Source organism: Mesorhizobium sp. M0751 (genome assembly GCF_040320265.1).
In the GTDB taxonomy this organism is placed as follows: Bacteria; Pseudomonadota; Alphaproteobacteria; order Rhizobiales; family Rhizobiaceae; genus Mesorhizobium.
This window is the reverse complement of sequence record NZ_JAMYPH010000002.1, coordinates 19900-37429: the sequence shown is the minus strand read 5'-3', so window position 1 is coordinate 37429 and position 17530 is coordinate 19900. Positions and strand designations below refer to the sequence as shown.

Sequence of the window (17530 nt, the reverse complement as noted above, 5' to 3'; positions counted from 1 at the left end):
GCCGCTGCCTTGCCCTACCGTCCCTGCATCGTCGCAGGATGCAGGGACGCCGCATGGCCGGACAGGTTCTTCTCGATCAGCAGCTATGGCAGCAATTGCTGGCGCTTGTGCTGGCATCGGCCATCGTCATGGGCAGCCCGGGGCCGGCGACGATAAGTGTCACCGCGGTCGGCGCCGCGTTCGGCCTGCGCGATTCGCTCCGCTATGCCTCGGGGATCGTTGTTGGTACGGTCCTCGTGCTTTTGGTGGTGGCGACGGGCATCATGGCCGTTCTCACCGCGCTGCCGAAGCTCGCAGCGCTGCTGGCGGTCGTCTCGGCGGCCTACATCCTCTACCTGGCGTTCAAGATAGCGACGGCGCCGCCACTGGCGGCGCGCGTTGGTGGGGCGGCGCTTCCCACTTTCCTTGGCGGGTTCCTTCTGGCCGTTGCCAATCCGAAAGCCTATGTGGCGATTGCCGCCGTGTTTGCCGGCGCGTCTTCCGGCGCCGGCGGTCTTGCTATTTCAGCCAAGCTGGCGGTCCTCGCCTTGATGATCGTTGCCATTCATCTCTTGTGGCTTCTCGCCGGCGCGGCTTTTGCACGTTTGCTGCGCAAACCGCTGGCGTCGCGCATAATCAATCTGGTGTTTGCCGTGGCGCTGATTGCAACAGCCGCCCTGGCTGCCTTGCCGTGAGCCCTTCCGGCATTCGCGGCGGTGTGTCTCAGCCTTTCAATTCAGATTTCGCGTCCAGCTCACCAAGCCTTTTCACCGCCGTCGGCGGCATCGGCGGCGGGTTCGGCGTCTGCGACGCCTCGACGAGGAGCTGGTCGCAGGCGGCTTCCGTCTCGCCGACCAGCCGTTGCATGAATTCCTCCTTGCCGAGGCCGGGCGGGATCGGCGGCAGGAAGCGCGCCTTGATCGTACCAGGATAGCGCAGGAATTTGCGGCGCGGCCAATAGAGGCCGGCGACGTGAGCGACCGGCACCACCGGAATGCCAAGTTGCGCATAGAGTTCAACGATGCCGTATTTGTAGACCGGTTCGTCGCCCGGCGCCCGGCGCGTGCCCTCGGGATAGATGATCAGCTGGCGCGGATTGCGCGCCAATTCCTGTTTGGTCGCGGCGATCACCGTCTTCAATGCCTTCGAGCGGCTGCCGCGGTCGACAGGAATCATCCGCATCTTCAAAATGTACCAACCGAAGAACGGGATCCAGGTCAGCTCCCGCTTCAATATGTAAACGGGATCGTCGAGATACGGCAGGAAAGCGATCGTGTCCCAGAAGGACTGGTGCTTCGGCGCCAGGATGAAGGAACCTTCAGGCAGGTTTTCCTGGCCGGTGATCTCACTTCTGGTGCCCGCGATCTTGTCGTAGAGCCACATGCTGGTGCGCGACCAGAATTTCGGCACGAACCAGGCGCGATGGCGCGGCGACAGGAAATAATACGGGGTCCAGAGAATCATCTGGACGATCAAATTGAGGTAGAAGGCGAGATTGAACGCCAGCGAGCGGAAATAGAGCATACAGCAAGTGCCCGGTGAGGAGGTGTGCGTTGGTTACACCAAGCGCCGGCAAAAAGGAAACGCTGCGAGGCGGGCGATCGGCCCGGTCTTGCGATGGGCCGTCTTCGTCACGTTTGCCACGCCGCCTGAAGCAGGCGCTGTCTCAGGCGCGGGGCGGCGAAGTCGAGGAATGCGCGCAGCTTCACCGGCAGTAGCCCCTGGCCGGCATGGACGAGGCTCACCGGCCATGGGTCTGGCTCAAACTCTTGCAGCACCGGGCGCAGCGTACCCGACCGGACTGCGGTGGCGATCTGGTAGGAAAGCAGCCTCGTCACGCCGACGCCGGCAATCGCCGCATCGATTGCTGCCTCAGCCGTGTTGACCCGTAACCTGGAGCGGACCGGCACGCTGAATTCGGTCTTGCCGGTGGCGAAGCTCCAGGCTGCGGCGGTGAGCCCTTCGAAGGTGATGGCACTGTGTCCTGCAAGCTCTTGCGGCGTTTTCGGTGTGCCGTGCTCGGCGAGATAGGCCGGGCTCGCGCAAACGACGCGGCGGATCGAACCCAGGCGGGTGGCGATCAGGCTCGAATCGGCAAGCTCGCCGATGCGGATGGCGAGATCGATGTGCTCTTCGACCAACTGGGTTATCCGGTCGGCGAGTGTCAGCCGCACACTTACCTCAGGATAGACGGAGAGGAAGCCGGTGACGACCGGCAGCACATGCAGGCGGCCGAAGACGATCGGCGCAGTGACGATCAGTTCGCCGGTCGGGGCGCTGTATTCCCCGGCGGCTATTCGCTCGGCCTCGCCGACCTCATCGAGAATGCGACGACAGGCGGCGAGATAGGCGTGGCCTGCATCGGTCAGCGACATCTGCCGCGCCGAGCGGTTCAACAGCCGTGTCTTCAGGTGCTTTTCCAGGTCCGAAACCTTACGGCTGACCGTCGTCAGCGGAATGCCGAAGCGGCGCCCGGCAGCCGAGAGGCTGCCTGTCTCCGCTGCGGCAACGAAAAGCGACATGGACTGGAGGCGATCCATAGTTCTCCCGAAAATTTTCTTTCCGAAAAATGGAAGGATAGCTTGCAGATATGGCATCTGCATCTCGAAGACGGAAGGCCCTATTTCGGGTCTGAACAATGCAGCGCGCGTCGGCGCGTAAGGAGGGTTTTCATGAACGCTCACACCAGCGATGTCGCCTTTACCCCGACGGTAAAGGCGATCCAGGCCCGCAAGGGCTCGCGCCAGGCCTATGCCCGTGTCGAGGAGCGTGGCGGCTGGCAGGCGGCAATCACGCCCGATCTCGCTGCCTTCATCGAGGCGCAGACCAGCGTCTTTCTGTCGACCGCCAATACGGACGGGCAGCCTTACATTCAGCATCGCGGTGGGCCGGCCGGTTTCCTCAAGGTACTCGACCAGCGGACGATCGGCTTTGCCGATTTTTCCGGAAACAGGCAGTTCATCACCCAAGGCAACCTCAGCGACAACCCGCAGGCTTTCCTGTTCCTGATCGATTATGCGCACCGGCAGCGCATCAAGATCTGGGGCAAGGCGCAAGTCGTCGAGGGCGATGCCGAGCTGACGGCAAAGCTGATGCCGCAAGACTATAAGGCGCGACCCGAGCAGGTCATCCTGTTTACGATTTCGGCTTGGGATTCAAATTGCTCGCAGCACATCCCGCAGCGTTTCGAAGCGGCCGACGTGGCGGCGGCGCTGGCCGAACGCGACAAGCGCATCGAACGGCTCGAACAGGAGATCGCACGCTTGCGATCGGATGCAGCAGCCAGGGAATAAGAGCCAGGGAATAAAAAGTGCCGGTGCCGTTCAGCTTCCGCCTGCGGCGTCGGCCAGCGTCACGCTGTCGGTTCGCTTCATCGGCATGATACCGCGCGCCAGCGCCAGCAGGTATTTGTTGTATTCGGTGAACAGCACGCGCAGCGCTTCGGGCTTGGTCAGCCAGCCGCCATTCTCGAGGTTGGTGTTGACCACCGGATAGGGCTCGAGCCTGGCGCCGTGCAGCAGCCGGCCCATTTCCAGCAGGCTGCGCGGCATGTGATAATTGTTGGTGACGAGAATGACGGTGCCGTAGGCATGGTCCTCGACCCATTTGGCGCTTTCCTCGGCATTGCCGATCGTGTCGAGCGCGGCGCGGTCGATGTCGACGCAGCAGGAAAACAGCCTCTTGTCGCCGCCGGTCGCGGCCTGAAGCTGGCGCCGGCTGGCGGAAGGATGGACGCCGCTGATCAGCAGCCGCTCGCCCTTGCCTGATGCAAGCAGGCCCATTGCGGCGTCGAGGCGCGACTGGCCGCCGGTCAGCACGATGATAGCGTCGGCCCTTGCCGGATTGGCGGGCGTAGTCAGACGGCTGACGGTATTGGCGAACCAGCCGAAGCCGGCGACAAACAGCGCCATAGAGGCGAGCAGAAGGAGAGCCGAGATGCGCAACGAGCGGGCTGCCAGCAGCCGCCCGTGTTTGGCGAACTGATCCGGCTTGGCAAATTCATCAGGCTCGGCGAATACAGGCGGACGCGCAACCAGCACTGGCATGCACCCACCGGTATCGGTCGAGTCCCGAACGTCCATCATGAAATGGTTAATCCCGAAATACAGCCTTTGGTAGGAAAAAAATGCAATTTTCGTGACGATGCGTTTTCATCCGTGATCGATCTTTCCTTTAGCCGGCGTCCGGCTGGCGAATGTCGATGTCGCTGAGATAGGTAACCACGGTGAAATGGGAGGTTGCCGCCGTCAGCGCGCCGATCACCAGCACCATGACAGCGACCCCGAGATAACCCGCCGAGCCGATGGCGAAATTGCCGAACAGGGCGGTCGCCTGGTCGGCCTGCGGCGTTGCCATGTTGCGTGACGACCACCAGGAGAAGACGATGAAGACGAGGATCGCCGCGGCGCCGCCTGCCGCGGCGCCCTTCATGCCGGTGACCAGAAAATGCCGGCGGAATTCGCGCGCGATGAAGCGCGCCTCGGCGCCGACAAAATGCAGCACCTCGATGATGTGACCATTGCCGGCCATGGCGCCGCGCGTTGCGAACACCACGGTCAGCACCGTCGCAGACAGCATCAGCGCCAGCACTGCGATACCGATTGTTACCGTGGTGCGGGCCATGGCAACCAGCCGGTCGACCCAGGTGCGATGATCGTCGAGCGAGGCACTCGGCAGCTTCGGCGTGATCGCCGCGCGCAGTGCGGCGAAATCGGGCGGGTTGTTCTCATCGATGGTGATGATGATCAGGCGCGGCACCGGCAGCTCATCGATGTTCAGGCCCGAGCCCAGCCAAGGCTCGAGCAGCCGGGCCGTTGCTTCGCGATCGACGATCCTGGCGCTTTTCACGCCAGGGAATTCGCCGGCGATCTGCGAGGCCAGCGCAAGTGCGGCCTCCATGTCGAGGCCGTCGACCGGCTTGATCTGGATGGTCGCTTCGCGCGAGATCTGGTTCTCCCAGACGGAGGCGGTGTCACGCACCAGCGTGACTGCGCCAAACGTCAGGCAGGACAGAAACGTCATGATGGCGATGACCAGCACCAGCGCCCGGCCGGCGATGTTCTGCGCCGGCACGATCGGCGCCATTTTGCGCTGGACGCGGGGCTTTGCCGCCGCGGCGTCCTGACCCTCGAAATGTTCGACGGAGAGCTCAGTCATAGATGTCCAGCCTTCCGCCGGCCAGGATCATTCGCCGTGCGTCGACCTGTTCCATCAGGCCGAGGTCGTGTGTGGCGATCACCACGGCGGTTCCCAGCCGGTTGAGCTCGATGAACAACCGCAGCAAGCGTCGCGCCAGCGGCGGGTCGACATTGCCGGTCGGCTCGTCGGCGAGCAGGATCTCGGGCTGCTCGATCAACGCCCGGGCGATGGCGGCGCGCTGCTTCTCGCCGCCAGACAGCACCGGCGGCAGCACATGCATGCGCTCGCCGAGGCCAACCCATTTCAGCAGCTCGGTGACGTCGGTGCGGTAGGTCGCCTCCTCGCGGCCGCGCACGCGCAGCGGCAAGGCCACGTTCTCGTAGGTGGTCATATGGTCGAGCAGGCGAAAATCCTGGAATACCACGCCGATGCGTCGTCTCAGATGCGGCAATTCGGTTCGCGAGATGCGCGAGCGGTCCTTGCCGAAAATGGTGATCAGGCCGCGCGTCGGCTTCAGCGACATGAACAAAAGCCGCAGCAACGTCGTCTTGCCGGCGCCTGAAGGTCCGCTCAGGAACTGAAAGGAGCGCTCCGGAATGTGCAAGGAGATGTCGCGGAGAATCTCCGGACCCATGCCATAGCGGAGGCCGACATTTTCGAAGCGGATCACTTTCGACGACCTGAAATTCTCGGCGGCAAGATGCCAGCCCTTTCTGTGGAAAGACCATCGGCCGGCATGGTTAACCGACGGTTAATTTGGGGGCTTTTCGAGCGAGTCACAGAGGTTCCGGTGGGGAAGCGTTAACCATTTCCGTTTACCCAAAAGAAACGAACAGCGAACAGGTGGCGTAGTGTTGGGCCATGACGGCTGAGGATCGAACCGCGCGCCCGATTTCCGGCGAAATCATGACCGATCCGGCCGCCGAGCCGGAACGCATCGTGCGCGACGTGACCGCCGACGTCATCGATGCCGATTATGAGGTGCTGCCCCGCCATTTTATACATCCAGACTTTGCGCCGCCGCCTGCGCGCATGATTTCCACGCCTTCGATCGAAGGCATGGACATGTTGCGCAAGCCCGAAACCGCCGTCGACCGGCCGTTGTGGGTGCATGGTGGGCCGATCTTCTGGATTGTCGGCGTCGGTGCCGCCTTTGCCGCCTTCTGGATATCGGGCGGGCATGCGCTGGTTCGTTAGAGCGGCGCCAGAAAATCAACGGTCACCAGATAAGCGATTCGCGACGCGCTGGGATATCCGACCGTTCGCGGGCGCCCTGCGAAAGATTGGCCTTGCCAGATGGAACGACAGGCCTAGAAACGGGTTGAAGACCGTTTCGGTCGGCTTCGCCTGCAAAGGCGATCATTTCTGGAAAGGCAGCCAATGCCAGTTGTGCGCGGCAAGGACATCGAAGTCCTGTTTTCGGCGTCCGCCATCGCGCGGCGGAACCTGGAACTTGCCAAGGAGATCGCCGGGCACGACTATCACGACCTTCTGGTAATCTCGGTGCTGAAGGGATCGTTCATCTTCGCCGCCGATCTTATCCGTGCCATGCACGATGTCGGCCTGTCGCCGGAGGTCGAGTTCATCTTCATCTCCAGCTATGGCGCCGGCACGACCAGCGGTGAGGTGAGAGTGCTGCGCGACATCGACAACGAGGTCGCCGGTCGCGACGTGCTTTTGATCGACGACATTCTGGAATCCGGCAAGACGCTGAGTTTCACCCGCGACCTCATGCTGTCGCGCGGCGCGCGGAGCTGTGCCATCGCCGTGCTGCTCGACAAGCGCATGCGCCGCCAGACCACGCTCAACGCCGACTATGTCGGCTTCGACTGCCCCGATTATTTCGTCGTCGGTTATGGCATGGACGTCGCCCACGCGTTTCGCGAATTGCCTTTTGTCGGCATCGTCAAGGGCGACGCCTAGTTGGGTTGTCGCCGCTCGCGGTTCAGGAAACATCAACTTTTCCCCGCCAAATATCCTGCCCATGGCAAAGCTCCTGATCGTCGAGGATGATGAATCCGTCCGCACTCTCGCCGCTCGTGCGCTCGAACGCGCCGGGCATAATGTCACTGTTGCCGCCGACGGCGCACATGGCCTTTCTCTGATCCGGGCGGCGCAAGGGAGCTATGACCTTGTGCTGTCCGACATCCGCATGCCGGAAATGGACGGCATCGAGATGGCCAAGGCGGCAGCGGCGCTGTTCCCGGCGATGAAGATCATGCTGATGACCGGCTATGCCGACCAGCGCGAGCGCGCCGAGGAATTGAACGGCATTATTCTGGACGTCGTGCAAAAGCCGTTCACGCTGGCTGAAATCCGCGCCCGCGTCGAACAGGCGCTCGCCTGCTTCGCCTAAAGCGCGTCGCGTTCGATCGGCCTCATGCGACTCGCTTTAGGTTCTTCTTTTTTATGCATGTCGTTATCGCAAAACCGCTGCACACTTTTGCGCGACATGCGTTAAAGCCCAAGGCCGACCGCCTTCAGGCAGGGTCGCAGGTCGCCGCAATAGCTGGCGCGCCGCTCCGGTGCCGGCTGGCATTGAGGGCAAACAGGCCGGCGCCGATGATGAGGGCTACGCCGGCCGCCGTCGCTGGTCGCGGCACTTCGGCAAAGAACAGAAAACCCCATAGCGGCGACCAGATGATACCGGTGTATTCGAAGGTGGCGACGCTGTTGGCGGGCGCCAGCCGGTAGGCCTGCGACAACAGGATCATGCCGGCCGAGGCAACGAAGCCGCATGCTCCCATCTTGAGCAGATCCGGCGTCGTCGGCCAGACCCATGGCCGGACGAGGAATTCGAGGCTCGGATGCACGGCATGGTCAATGCCTGCCAGCCAAAACAATCCCGCCACCAAGGCGGCGCCGACCAGATAGGCGCCGTTCTGATAGAACGCCATGACAGTCGAGGATTCGGTGTCGCCGATCTTGCGGGCCATCAGCTGCGAGAAACCGTAGAGCAGAGCCGAGCCTAGCGACAGCAGCGCTGCCCAGTCGAACAAGCCGGCACCCGGGCGCACCATCACCAGCACGCCGAGCATGCCGACCAGGACGGTGGCGAGCGCCTGCCAGGACACGCGTTCGCCGAGATAGGGGCCGGCCAACGCCATGATGAACAGCGGCGCCATGAAATAGAGCGCCACCGCGTCAGCCAGCGGCAGGGCGGCGATTGCCAGATAGTAGGCCGTATAGGAGGTGAACTGGATGAAGGCGCGCATCGTCAGCATGCCGAATCGCTTCGACAGGATCGCCTGCAATCCGACATCGGCGTGGACAAGGAAAACCAGGATCGGCAGGGCGACGATCGAGCGGATCGCCATCACCTCGGTGACCGGATAGTGGCTCGACACCGCCTTGACCAGCGGGTCCTGCAGCGAAAAGACCAGCACGCCGAGACAGAGGCTGAGGATGCCGAGCACAAGCCGATTCTGCATAGGCGCTCCTGTCTTCCGCGTGCGCGGCCGAAAGCAGGCCTGCATCCGGGTAAAAAGAACCCGCCACCGTTTCGGGCAGCGGGTACGAGTGAGGACTTTTGATTGGTCCGCAGCCGATTTCGCGGCCGCATATCCAATGGGTAAGGCGACTATCGTCCGCCGTTTGACATGTTGCAAACGAATTGGAATGATGCCAGCAATCAGATTTCCTTATGGTGGGCACATGCGACCCAATCTCGACAGCGACCTGTTGCGCACCTTCGTGGCGGTCGCCGACACCGGCAATTTCACCAAGGCGGCGGAGCGGGCCGGCCGCACCCAGTCGGCGGTCTCGATGCAGATGAAGAAGCTCGAAGGCATGGTCGGCGACAGTCTGTTCGAGCGCGGCTCGCGCGGTGTGGCGCTGACGCGGCGCGGCGGCGAGCTCGTCGCCAACGCCAGGCGCATCGTTTCACTGCTCGACGAGACGGCGGCATCGATGGTCGCGGCGCCGCTTGGCGGGCCGGTGCGCATCGGTATCCCAGAGGAATATGGCCACGCGATCCTGTCGCGCGCGCTCGGCGCCTTTGCCAAGCGCCATCCTCAGGTCGACATCACCGTCCGCTATGCGCATTCCGGTGCGCAGATCGCGGCGCTCGCCGCCGGCGAGCTCGATCTGGCGGTGGTGTTCGAATGGCAGGATCTGTCGGGCGGTGAGGTGCTGATGCACGACCCAACCGTATGGGTGACGTCGGAGCTGCATCACATGCATGAGGAGCGGCCGGTGCCGATCGCGCTCTACAACCGTGCGGGGTGGTGCAAGGATTTCGCGATAAAGTCGCTGGAACAGCGCGATCTCGCCTATCGTGTCGCCTACACTAGCGATACCAATGGCGGCCTGCGGCTCGCCGTCACCTCCGGGCTGGCGATTGCGCCGATCTCGCGCAGCAACATCCCGGCCGGCTGCCGCGAGCTTACGGCCGCCGACGGGTTCGGCGACATCGATTCCTCGAACGTGGTGCTGCGGCGCAATCCGAATGCTTCCGGCGAGGCCATTGACGGCATGGAAGAGGCGATCCGCGAAGCGTTCACCAACCGTTAAAACGTGCCGCTCAGTCCGGCGGTGGCGGCCACCACGGACCGCGCGCGGCGATCTTCCGAATATAGGCAGCCTTACTTCAGCTCCAGCAACCGCTCCAGATAGCTGCGCTCGATATCGGGGCTGAGCGCATTGCCGAGCCGCTTGCGGATCGCTTCGAGGATTTGGCGGGCACGCTGAACGTCGATCTCATCAGGCACCCTCACCGAACTTCCGTCATCGGGACCTTCGCTGGTGCGGGGCCGCCCGAGCGGGTCACGATCGGCATTCTGCTGGCGTCCGCCCTGCCCGTTGCCACCCTGGTCGCCTTGCATCGCCTGCAATTGTTTCATCATGTCCTTGGCGCCCCTGCGCAAGGCTTCCAATGCGCGGCCCTGGTGACCGACCGCCTGGTCGCCTTCGCCCTCGCCGAGCTCCTGTTCGGCATTGCCCATGGATTTACCGGCCTCGCCAAACCCTTCATTGGGGTCGAGGCCCATCCCTTCGAGGCTCTTCCTCAATTGATCGAGCTCGCTCTGCAGCTTGCCCTGGCCTTCCTGCAATTGCTTCAGCGCATCGGCAAATTCCTGCGGCGTCATCGGCTTCGGCCGGCCGAGCGGATCGCGGTCGTCACTCGGTCCGGGCTTGCCCTGTTCGTCCATCGGGCCCGGCTCACCGTTCTCGCCGAGCTGCTCGTCGCGGTTCTGCCCGCGCTGTTGCTGGCCGCGCTGCAACTGGTCCATACGGAAAGTGTCGTTCATCATCTCCTGCTGGCGCCGCATGATCTCGCCCAGCTTGTCCATCTGCTGGCGCATCTCGCTGTCCTGCTGGCCGCCTTGCTGCTGGCGGCCTGCCTGCAGATTGTTCATCATGTCCTGCAGCTCGGACAGCAATTGCTGCGCCTGGTCGCGATTGCCGGACTTCGCCAGGTTCTCGATCTGGTCCATCATGCGGTCGATGTCGCTCTGGCGCAGTTCCTGGCCGTTCTGCTGCATCTGTGGCGCATTCGGATTCTGCTGCGCCCGCGCCGCGAATTCCTGCAGGAACTGGTTCATAGCCTCGCGCAGTTCCTTCATCGCCTTCTCGATCTCTTGGTCGCTGGCGCCGTTCTTGATCGCATCCTGCAGCGCCTGCTGCGCCTGGCGGAGCCGCTTTTCGGCCGCCGAAAGATTGCCTTCCTCGATACCGAGCGCGATCTCCCAGAGGTAAGCGACCTCGTCGCGCAACTGGTCGTCGCTGTCGGCCATCTTCAGCCGGGTGCGGGCGCTCATGATGGCGAGGTAGTGCGCCATGTTGTCGAACGTGTCTTCGGGCCTGAGCGTGATCGCATCCATCAGGTCGAGCACGCGGTCCTTGGCATAGGCGTCGAGCGCCAGTATGCGGCGCTGCTCGACCACCGCCCGCGCCAACGGATTGGAGAATGGCCGCTCCGGCATCACCAGCGTCTTGGTTTCGCTGGTCGCCGTGTGTCCGGCACCGTCGGTGGCGACAAGCGACAGCTTGACGGTGCCGCCGGCCCAGACATGGTTGGTCAGGTCCTTCGTCGTCCTGGCGGCATTGGCCTTGCCGCCGCGGCGCGGTAACGTCAGCGGCATTTCCGGCGGGCCATAGAGCGGATGCGCGTTGGGCACTTGCGGATCGGCCAGTGCGAAAACCGCCTTTGCGGAGGCCGCGCCATAGTCGTCGTCGATCTGGTAGTTGAGCTCGAAAGCACCGTTGACGGCGCGTTTCGGCTCGCCGACAAAGCGGATCTGCGGCGGCTTGTCGGGAATTATGGCGAAGGCCCAGCGGCCGAGCTCGCCGTCGCCGGACTGCAGCGTCAGCGTGCCGTCGGCCGTCAACTTGCCGCTGAACTGGCGCACGGTGGAAGGCGTTGCCGGACTTGCCTCAGTCTTGGCGGCTTGCGGCCCGGTCGGATCGATGGCGCGGGTGTTGCCGCCGGTGTCGGCGTAGCTCAGCGTTTCCTCGCCCGAACCGCCGGTGACGCGCAGGGACACGTCGCTGCCCTCCGGAACCGTGAAGGTCGGCGCCGCTTGAGTGGCGTTGTTGGCCAGGGCCGGGGCGTTCAGGAATACCGGCGGCCTGCCGGTATAGGCCGGCGGCGTCACCCAGGCATCAATGCGCGGCGGCACGACGTCGCGGGCGGCACGGGCAACAAAACCGTCGCTCAGCCTGCCGCCCGATGGCCCAAAGGAGAAGGCAAAGGCAGTGACCAACAAAAGCGCGGCAACGGCGCGCAGCGCCCACGGGTCGCGTTCCGGCACGCGTGTGCGCGGCACGTCGCCGCCAAGCTCACCCAGCCGGTCCGCCATGCGCCGCTGATGCTCGCGCCACAGGGCTTGCGAAAAAATGCTTTCCTTGCCGCTCGGGCGATCGGTCTGGACCTGCACCGGGCTGTGCAGCAATCGGTTGGCCGCCTCGATGCGGCGGTCGACCTCGGCACTGGATGGCGTGCGGAAGAAACGCAGCGGGTAGAGTGCGGCAAGCGCTGCGACGCCGAATGCCGTGATGAGACCGATCCGCGCCAGATCGGGCAAAAATGGGAACAGGCCGAGCCACGAGATGCTGAGGAACAGGCTGGCGACGACGATCAGTGGCAGCAGCAATGGCCAGCCGCGTTCGACGATTATCGAGACCTGCGTCCCCAGCCGGCTCAAGGCAAGGCGCCTGGCCAGACTGCGATCGCTGGTGAAAATGGGTCGTTGTGTCATCGGCCCTTCCTGGCCGGGCGGGATAGCCCAGGCCTCACGAGTCTATCGCACGGGCCCGAAAAGTCGATTTTCGGGAAGCACGATGCGAAGACCTAAAATCTTAGCGCGTACTTCGTGCGTCCAAGCGGATGCACATCGTCCTAAGGATACCAACAAACACGGCGAAGGCGAGGCGGTTCCCCAAAACGTGAACAATAATGCCCCGGATATTGTCAGAATTTCGCCGGATTGGCGTTTGCGCCGCAGACCAGTACGGCAACGCGCTCGCCTGCAGCCGGTGCGTAGCGGCCGGACAGTAGCGCCGCGAAGGCGGCCGCACCACCCGGCTCGGAGATGATTCGCACTCGGTCCCAGAGCGCCGCCTGGGCGGCGATAATGTCGTCGTCGCCGACCAGGATCGAGCGCTCGACGAATGCCTCGGCGATAGGAAACATCATTTCGCCGACACGTTTCGGCGCGAGCGAATCGGCGGCGATGCCCTCCGCCGGCGCGTCGACGGGTCGGCCCGCCTCGAAGGCGCGATGAAGCGTCGGCGCACCCTCCGGTTCGACGGCGATGATCCTGATGCGGCCGGAAAACCAGGCGGCGATGCCGCCGATCAGGCCGCCCCCACCGACGGCGACCAGCAGGGTGTCGAGCTTCGGCAGGTCGGCCTCGATCTCGAGGCCGAGCGTGCCTTGCCCGACCAGCGTCTCCTCCTGGTTGAAGGCGTGGATCTGCAGCGCGCCGGATTTTTCGGCGAAGCTCTCGCTGGCGGCCAGCGCCTCGGCATAACGGGCGCCGCCGACGATCAGCTCGGCGCCGTAACCGCGGATGCGGTCCAGCTTGGCCGGCGGGCTCACGTCGGGAACAAAGATGGTCGCCTTGTGGCCGAGCCGCATGGCCGCATAGGCAACGGCGGCGCCGTGGTTGCCGCCCGATGCGGCGACGACGCCGGCCGCAGGAACCGGCCGTTCGAGGAGATTGGTGAACGCACCACGCGCCTTGAACGAGCCGGAATGCTGCAAGCACTCAAGCTTCAGGTCGACAGGTAGAGGCGGGCGGCCGAAATCGGCCATGTCGACGCGCAGCACCGGCGTGTGGCGCACGTAGGGCCGGATGCGCGGCTCCATTGCAGCGATGCGCTCGCGTGTGATCGTGTGGCCGTGCAGCATGCTTTCACTCCCCAGAGCTGACATTCAGAGTTGACATTACTTAGTAACTTGGCAAAGTACCTAAATGCAAGAGGTCGACGTCTTCAAAGCGATTGCCAACGAGCGCAGGCTGCAGATCCTCGATTGGCTCAAGGACCCGCGCGCGCATTTTCCGCCGCAGACGGACGGCGATCTGGTCGAGGACGGCGTCTGCGCGCTGCTGATCGCGGAAAAGCTGGGGATCACCCAGGCAACGCTCAGCGAGCATATGCGCGTGCTCACCCAGGCAGGGCTTTTGCGCAGCAAGCGCATCAAGCAGTGGATATTCTATCGCCGAAACGAGGACAGAATCGCCGAGACCAGGGCGCTCATTCAGCACCGGCTGTAGCTGCAGAGTTCTACTTCAACCAGTCCGGCACCGAATCCAGTCCGATCAGCTCGTCATAGGTCTGGCGCGGGCGCACAACGTGGAAGCGGTCGCCGTCGACCAGCACTTCCGGTACCAGCAGCCTGGTATTGTAGGTGCCGGCCTGGACGGCGCCATAGGCGCCGGCGGTGGAGACCGCGATCAGGTCGCCGGATTTCAGCCGGGGCAGGTCACGGTCGAGCCCGAGATAGTCGCCGGTCTCGCAGACCGGGCCAACGACGTCGACCTTCATGCGTGGTGCTGCGGCCGGCTGCTGCGCCACCGGCCTGATGTCGTGGAAAGCGTCGTAAAGCGTCGGCCGGATCAGATCGTTCATCGCAGCGTCGACGACGAGGAAGTTCTTGGCGTCGCCGTCCTTCACGAAGATCACCTGCGAGACCAGTATGCCGGCATTGCCGACGATCAGCCGGCCTGGCTCGAACATCACTTTCAGCCCAAGTTTGGCAACATGCTTCCTGACGATCTGGGCATAGGCATCGGGCAAAGGCGGCGGGTTGTTGTCGACGCGGTAGGGAATGCCAAGGCCGCCGCCGACATCGATGTGCTCGATGGCATGACCGTCGGAGCGCAAGGCGCCGACCAGCTCCACCAGCAGCGCAAAGGCGTCGTCGAAGGGCTGCAATTCGGTGATCTGACTGCCGATATGGGTGTCTATGCCGGTTACCTTGATGCCCGGCAGCTCAGCCGCGCGGGAATAGACCTTCCGCGCCTGTTGCCAGGGAATGCCGAACTTGTTCTCGGCCTTCCCAGTCGAAATCTTCTTGTGCGTCCTGGCGTCGACATCCGGATTGATGCGCAGCGAGATCGGCGCGATCTTGCCCAGCGCGGTGGCGCGAGCCGACAGCAGCTCCAGCTCCGGTTCGGATTCGACGTTGAAACAGAGAATGCCGGCCGAGAGCGCAAAATCCATTTCGCGCGCGGTCTTGCCGACGCCCGAAAACAGGATCTTGCTTGCCGGGATGCCGGCCGCCAAAGCGCGGCGCAATTCGCCCTCCGAGACCACGTCGGCGCCGGCGCCGAGCCTTGCCAGCACCGTCAGCACGGCCTGGTTGGAATTCGCCTTCATGGCATAGCAGACGAGAGCGTCGAGCCCGGCAAAGGCCTCTGTGAAGACGCGAAAATGCCTGGTCAGCGTCGCCGTCGAATAACAATAGAACGGCGTGCCGACGCTGGCGGCGATGTCTGATATCGCCACGTCCTCGGCATGCAGCGCGCCGTCGCGGTAGTCGAAATGGTTCACGAGATTTGGTCCGAAAAATCAGAGCAGCGGGTCGAGGATGAATTTCTTGTCCTCGACAGGTTTTTCCGGCTCCGGCGGCAAAGGTTGCTTGGCCTTCTCGGCGTCCTTGCGGGCCTGCACGGCTGCCGCGTAGGGCGTATCGAGCGCAGCCTTCCTGCCGCAAGCCGCAACGGTGGCCATTGCTGCCAGCAGCGTCAGCGTCACCAAAATCCTGCTTCCGGTCATCGTGCCATCCGTCCGAAACTGTTGCCCGCAGCCGCTTCTAGCCGAGTTTTGCGGCCATTGCACCCCGCGTCTTACGCCTTGGCGAGCCGCTTTTTCCAGTAGCGGATCTGCTTGCGCACCTCGGACGGCGCGGTGCCGCCGAAGCTCGTGCGGCTCATTACAGAATTCTGCACGGCGAGAACCGAAAATACGTCGGCGCTGATACCGGGGTGAATGGACTGCAGGTCCTCCAGCGAAAGCCTGTCGAGCCCGATCTTCCTGTCCTCGGCCAGCGCCACCGCCCGGCCAGTGATATGGTGCGCCTCGCGGAACGGCAGGCCGAGCGTGCGCACCAGCCAGTCGGCGAGGTCGGTCGCAGTCGAATAGCCGGCGCCGGCCGCCTTCTTCATCGCCGCGGTGTTCACTGTCATGTCGCGCACCATGCCGGTCATCGCCGCCAGCATCAGGTCGAGCGTCTCTGCCGTGTCGAAGACGGATTCCTTGTCTTCCTGCATGTCCTTGCCATAGGTCAGCGGCATGCCCTTCATCACCGTCAGCAGACCGACCAGATGGCCGGTGACGCGGCCGGTCTTGCCGCGCACCAGTTCGGCAGCGTCGGGGTTCTTCTTCTGCGGCATGATCGACGAACCCGTCGAGAAACTATCCGACAGCCTGACGAAGCCGAATTGCGGCGTCGACCAGATGATGATCTCTTCGGCCAGCCGCGACAGATGCGTCGCGCAGATCGCTGCTACGCCCAGGAACTCGAGCGCAAAATCGCGGTCCGAAACGCTGTCGAGCGAATTGCGCATCGGCTCGCGGAAGCCAAGCGCCTTCGCCGTCTGGTGCCGGTCGATGGGAAAGCTGGTGCCGGCGAGGGCGGCAGCGCCGAGCGGGCTTTCATCCATCCGCTCGATCGCGTCGCGAACACGCGACAGGTCGCGCGCAAACATCTCGACATAGGCCATGCAGTGGTGGCCGAAGGTCACCGGCTGCGCTGCCTGCATGTGGGTGAAGCCCGGCATGACCGTTGCCGCATGCTCCTCGGCCCGTTCCAGGAACGCCGTGATCAGGCCCTTCAGCGCCTCGGCGACGCGAAAGCACTCGTCCTTGACCCACAGCCTGAGGTCGACCGCCACCTGGTCGTTGCGCGAGCGGGCGGTATGCAGGCGGCCGGCGGCGGGGCCGATCAAATCGGCCAGACGGGCCTCGACATTCATGTGGATGTCTTCCAGCCTGGTCGAGAACTCGAATGTGCCGGCCTCGATCTCTGCCAGGATCGTGTTCAGCCCGTGAGTGATTTTTTCTTGATCGGCCGCCGAAATAATGCCCGTTTGCGCCAGCATCTGGCTATGGGCGATCGAGCCGCGAATATCCTGCGCATAGAGCTTGCGGTCGAACGAGATCGACGCGTTGATCGCTTCCATGATTGCGGCCGGACCCGAGGCAAAACGTCCGCCCCACATCTGGTTGCTGGCCTTCTTGTCGTTCATCGCTATAACCCGTGCTCCGGAGCAGTTTTTCAAAAATGGCAGACGGCAATAGATTTTTCCCGGCTTTGCGTCTCATCCTCGCCGCTTTGGTTGCGGGCGTGCTGGCCGGCGCGGTCGCGGTATATGTCAGGGAAAGCAGTTCTGGCAACAAGGCGCCCGTGCAAGTGGCCGCCGGCGGCAAGGACGACGTCGCCTGCGCCGCCAAGACCGACCGTGCCAAGATGATCGCCGCCGCTGCTACCGGCCAAGTTGCCGCGCTTTTGCCGGCGGATCCGCCGCAATCGCTGAAAAGCCTTGCCTTCAACGGCCCCGACGGCAAGCCGACGACGATCGCCGATCATGCCGGCAAGACGGTGCTGCTCAATCTGTGGGCGACATGGTGTGCACCTTGCCGCGCCGAAATGCCGGCGCTCGATGCGCTGCAGAAGGAGATGGGCAGCGATGCGTTTCAGGTTGTTGCCGTCAACGTCGATGCCGGCGACGATGCCAAACCGAAGAAGTTCCTGGAGGACACCGGCGTCAAGTCGCTCGGCTACTATCGCGACGCCACCATGGCGGTGTTCAACGACGTCAAGACGCGTGGCCTTGCGCTCGGTCTGCCCGTCACCATGCTGATCGATGGGCAAGGCTGCCTGATCGCCCATATGAACGGCCCGGCCGAATGGTCGGGGCCGGATGCCAAGCGTCTGGTCGAGGCGGCGCTTCAGCCAGGATAG

Annotated in this window: 19 protein-coding genes; 8 read left to right on the top strand and 11 right to left on the bottom strand. The window is 63.6% G+C overall.

Annotated elements, in window-relative coordinates; all coding sequences use genetic code 11:
- Positions 1-53: 53 nt before the first annotated feature.
- Complete coding sequence (locus NKI19_RS02720) at positions 54-674, top strand: LysE family transporter (RefSeq protein ID WP_352951082.1); 621 nt, start codon at positions 54-56, stop codon at positions 672-674.
- A gap of 28 nt (positions 675-702) precedes the next feature.
- On the opposite strand, the gene NKI19_RS02715 is transcribed toward NKI19_RS02720, so the two are convergent.
- On the bottom strand, positions 703-1503 hold the full coding sequence (locus NKI19_RS02715) for a lysophospholipid acyltransferase family protein (protein WP_352489414.1): 801 nt from the start codon (positions 1501-1503) through the stop codon (positions 703-705).
- A 107-nt stretch (positions 1504-1610) separates the two neighbouring features.
- Positions 1611-2519 carry a LysR family transcriptional regulator gene (locus NKI19_RS02710; RefSeq protein WP_352489415.1) on the bottom strand — a complete coding sequence of 303 codons (909 nt, stop codon included), beginning with the start codon at positions 2517-2519 and terminating at the stop codon, positions 1611-1613.
- A 132-nt stretch (positions 2520-2651) separates the two neighbouring features.
- On the opposite strand from NKI19_RS02710, the gene NKI19_RS02705 reads away from it, so the two are divergent.
- Positions 2652-3272 (top strand): pyridoxamine 5'-phosphate oxidase family protein, encoded by a 621-nt coding sequence (locus NKI19_RS02705; protein ID WP_352489416.1) that lies wholly within the window; start codon positions 2652-2654, stop codon positions 3270-3272.
- Positions 3273-3302: 30 nt separating this feature from the next.
- Here NKI19_RS02705 and NKI19_RS02700 read toward each other — a convergent pair whose 3' ends face one another.
- From NKI19_RS02700 to ftsE, 3 genes are all read right to left on the bottom strand, one after another.
- On the bottom strand, positions 3303-4064 hold the full coding sequence (locus NKI19_RS02700) for a YdcF family protein (RefSeq protein WP_352489417.1): 762 nt from the start codon (positions 4062-4064) through the stop codon (positions 3303-3305).
- Positions 4065-4152: 88 nt separating this feature from the next.
- Positions 4153-5136, bottom strand: a complete 984-nt coding sequence (locus NKI19_RS02695; RefSeq protein ID WP_352567392.1) for a cell division protein FtsX — start codon at positions 5134-5136, stop codon at positions 4153-4155.
- Complete coding sequence (gene ftsE / locus NKI19_RS02690; protein WP_023677923.1) at positions 5129-5788, bottom strand: cell division ATP-binding protein FtsE; 660 nt, start codon at positions 5786-5788, stop codon at positions 5129-5131. Before ftsE ends, NKI19_RS02695 begins: the two co-directional genes overlap by 8 nt.
- A gap of 236 nt (positions 5789-6024) precedes the next feature.
- On the opposite strand from ftsE, the gene NKI19_RS02685 reads away from it, so the two are divergent.
- The 3 genes from NKI19_RS02685 (at position 6025) to NKI19_RS02675 (ending at position 7474) form a co-directional block, all read left to right on the top strand.
- A complete protein-coding gene (locus NKI19_RS02685) occupies positions 6025-6315 on the top strand; it encodes a hypothetical protein (protein ID WP_352489419.1) in 291 nt (96 codons plus the stop codon).
- A gap of 183 nt (positions 6316-6498) precedes the next feature.
- A complete protein-coding gene (hpt, locus tag NKI19_RS02680; RefSeq protein ID WP_254816654.1) occupies positions 6499-7041 on the top strand; it encodes a hypoxanthine phosphoribosyltransferase in 543 nt (180 codons plus the stop codon).
- A 61-nt stretch (positions 7042-7102) separates the two neighbouring features.
- Entirely contained in the window at positions 7103-7474 is a 372-nt protein-coding gene (locus NKI19_RS02675) for a response regulator (protein WP_352467556.1), read from the top strand.
- Positions 7475-7598: 124 nt separating this feature from the next.
- On the opposite strand, the gene NKI19_RS02670 is transcribed toward NKI19_RS02675, so the two are convergent.
- Positions 7599-8549, bottom strand: coding sequence for a DMT family transporter (locus tag NKI19_RS02670; protein WP_352489420.1), 951 nt, complete (start codon positions 8547-8549; stop codon positions 7599-7601).
- A gap of 223 nt (positions 8550-8772) precedes the next feature.
- Between NKI19_RS02670 and NKI19_RS02665 the strand changes: the two genes are divergently transcribed.
- A complete protein-coding gene (locus NKI19_RS02665; RefSeq protein ID WP_352489421.1) occupies positions 8773-9630 on the top strand; it encodes a LysR family transcriptional regulator in 858 nt (285 codons plus the stop codon).
- A gap of 71 nt (positions 9631-9701) precedes the next feature.
- Here NKI19_RS02665 and NKI19_RS02660 read toward each other — a convergent pair whose 3' ends face one another.
- The gene (locus NKI19_RS02660) at positions 9702-12317 is read right to left on the bottom strand and encodes a TIGR02302 family protein (protein ID WP_352567390.1); all 2616 of its coding nucleotides are present in this window, start codon (positions 12315-12317) and stop codon (positions 9702-9704) included.
- Between the two features lie 212 nt (positions 12318-12529).
- Positions 12530-13471 carry a threonine/serine dehydratase gene (locus NKI19_RS02655; protein WP_352567389.1) on the bottom strand — a complete coding sequence of 314 codons (942 nt, stop codon included), beginning with the start codon at positions 13469-13471 and terminating at the stop codon, positions 12530-12532.
- A 64-nt stretch (positions 13472-13535) separates the two neighbouring features.
- On the opposite strand from NKI19_RS02655, the gene NKI19_RS02650 reads away from it, so the two are divergent.
- Complete coding sequence (locus NKI19_RS02650; RefSeq protein WP_023677929.1) at positions 13536-13838, top strand: ArsR/SmtB family transcription factor; 303 nt, start codon at positions 13536-13538, stop codon at positions 13836-13838.
- A 10-nt stretch (positions 13839-13848) separates the two neighbouring features.
- Here NKI19_RS02650 and lysA read toward each other — a convergent pair whose 3' ends face one another.
- The 3 genes from lysA to argH all read right to left on the bottom strand — a co-directional run bounded on the left by lysA (position 13849) and on the right by argH (position 16814).
- Positions 13849-15117: a diaminopimelate decarboxylase gene (gene lysA, locus NKI19_RS02645; RefSeq protein WP_352567388.1), complete on the bottom strand. Its 1269-nt coding sequence runs from the start codon at positions 15115-15117 to the stop codon at positions 13849-13851.
- An 18-nt stretch (positions 15118-15135) separates the two neighbouring features.
- On the bottom strand, positions 15136-15342 hold the full coding sequence (locus NKI19_RS02640) for a hypothetical protein (RefSeq protein ID WP_023677931.1): 207 nt from the start codon (positions 15340-15342) through the stop codon (positions 15136-15138).
- A gap of 71 nt (positions 15343-15413) precedes the next feature.
- A complete protein-coding gene (argH, locus tag NKI19_RS02635; protein ID WP_352567386.1) occupies positions 15414-16814 on the bottom strand; it encodes an argininosuccinate lyase in 1401 nt (466 codons plus the stop codon).
- A 35-nt stretch (positions 16815-16849) separates the two neighbouring features.
- Between argH and tlpA the strand changes: the two genes are divergently transcribed.
- Entirely contained in the window at positions 16850-17530 is a 681-nt protein-coding gene (tlpA, locus tag NKI19_RS02630; RefSeq protein ID WP_352567384.1) for a thiol:disulfide interchange protein TlpA, read from the top strand.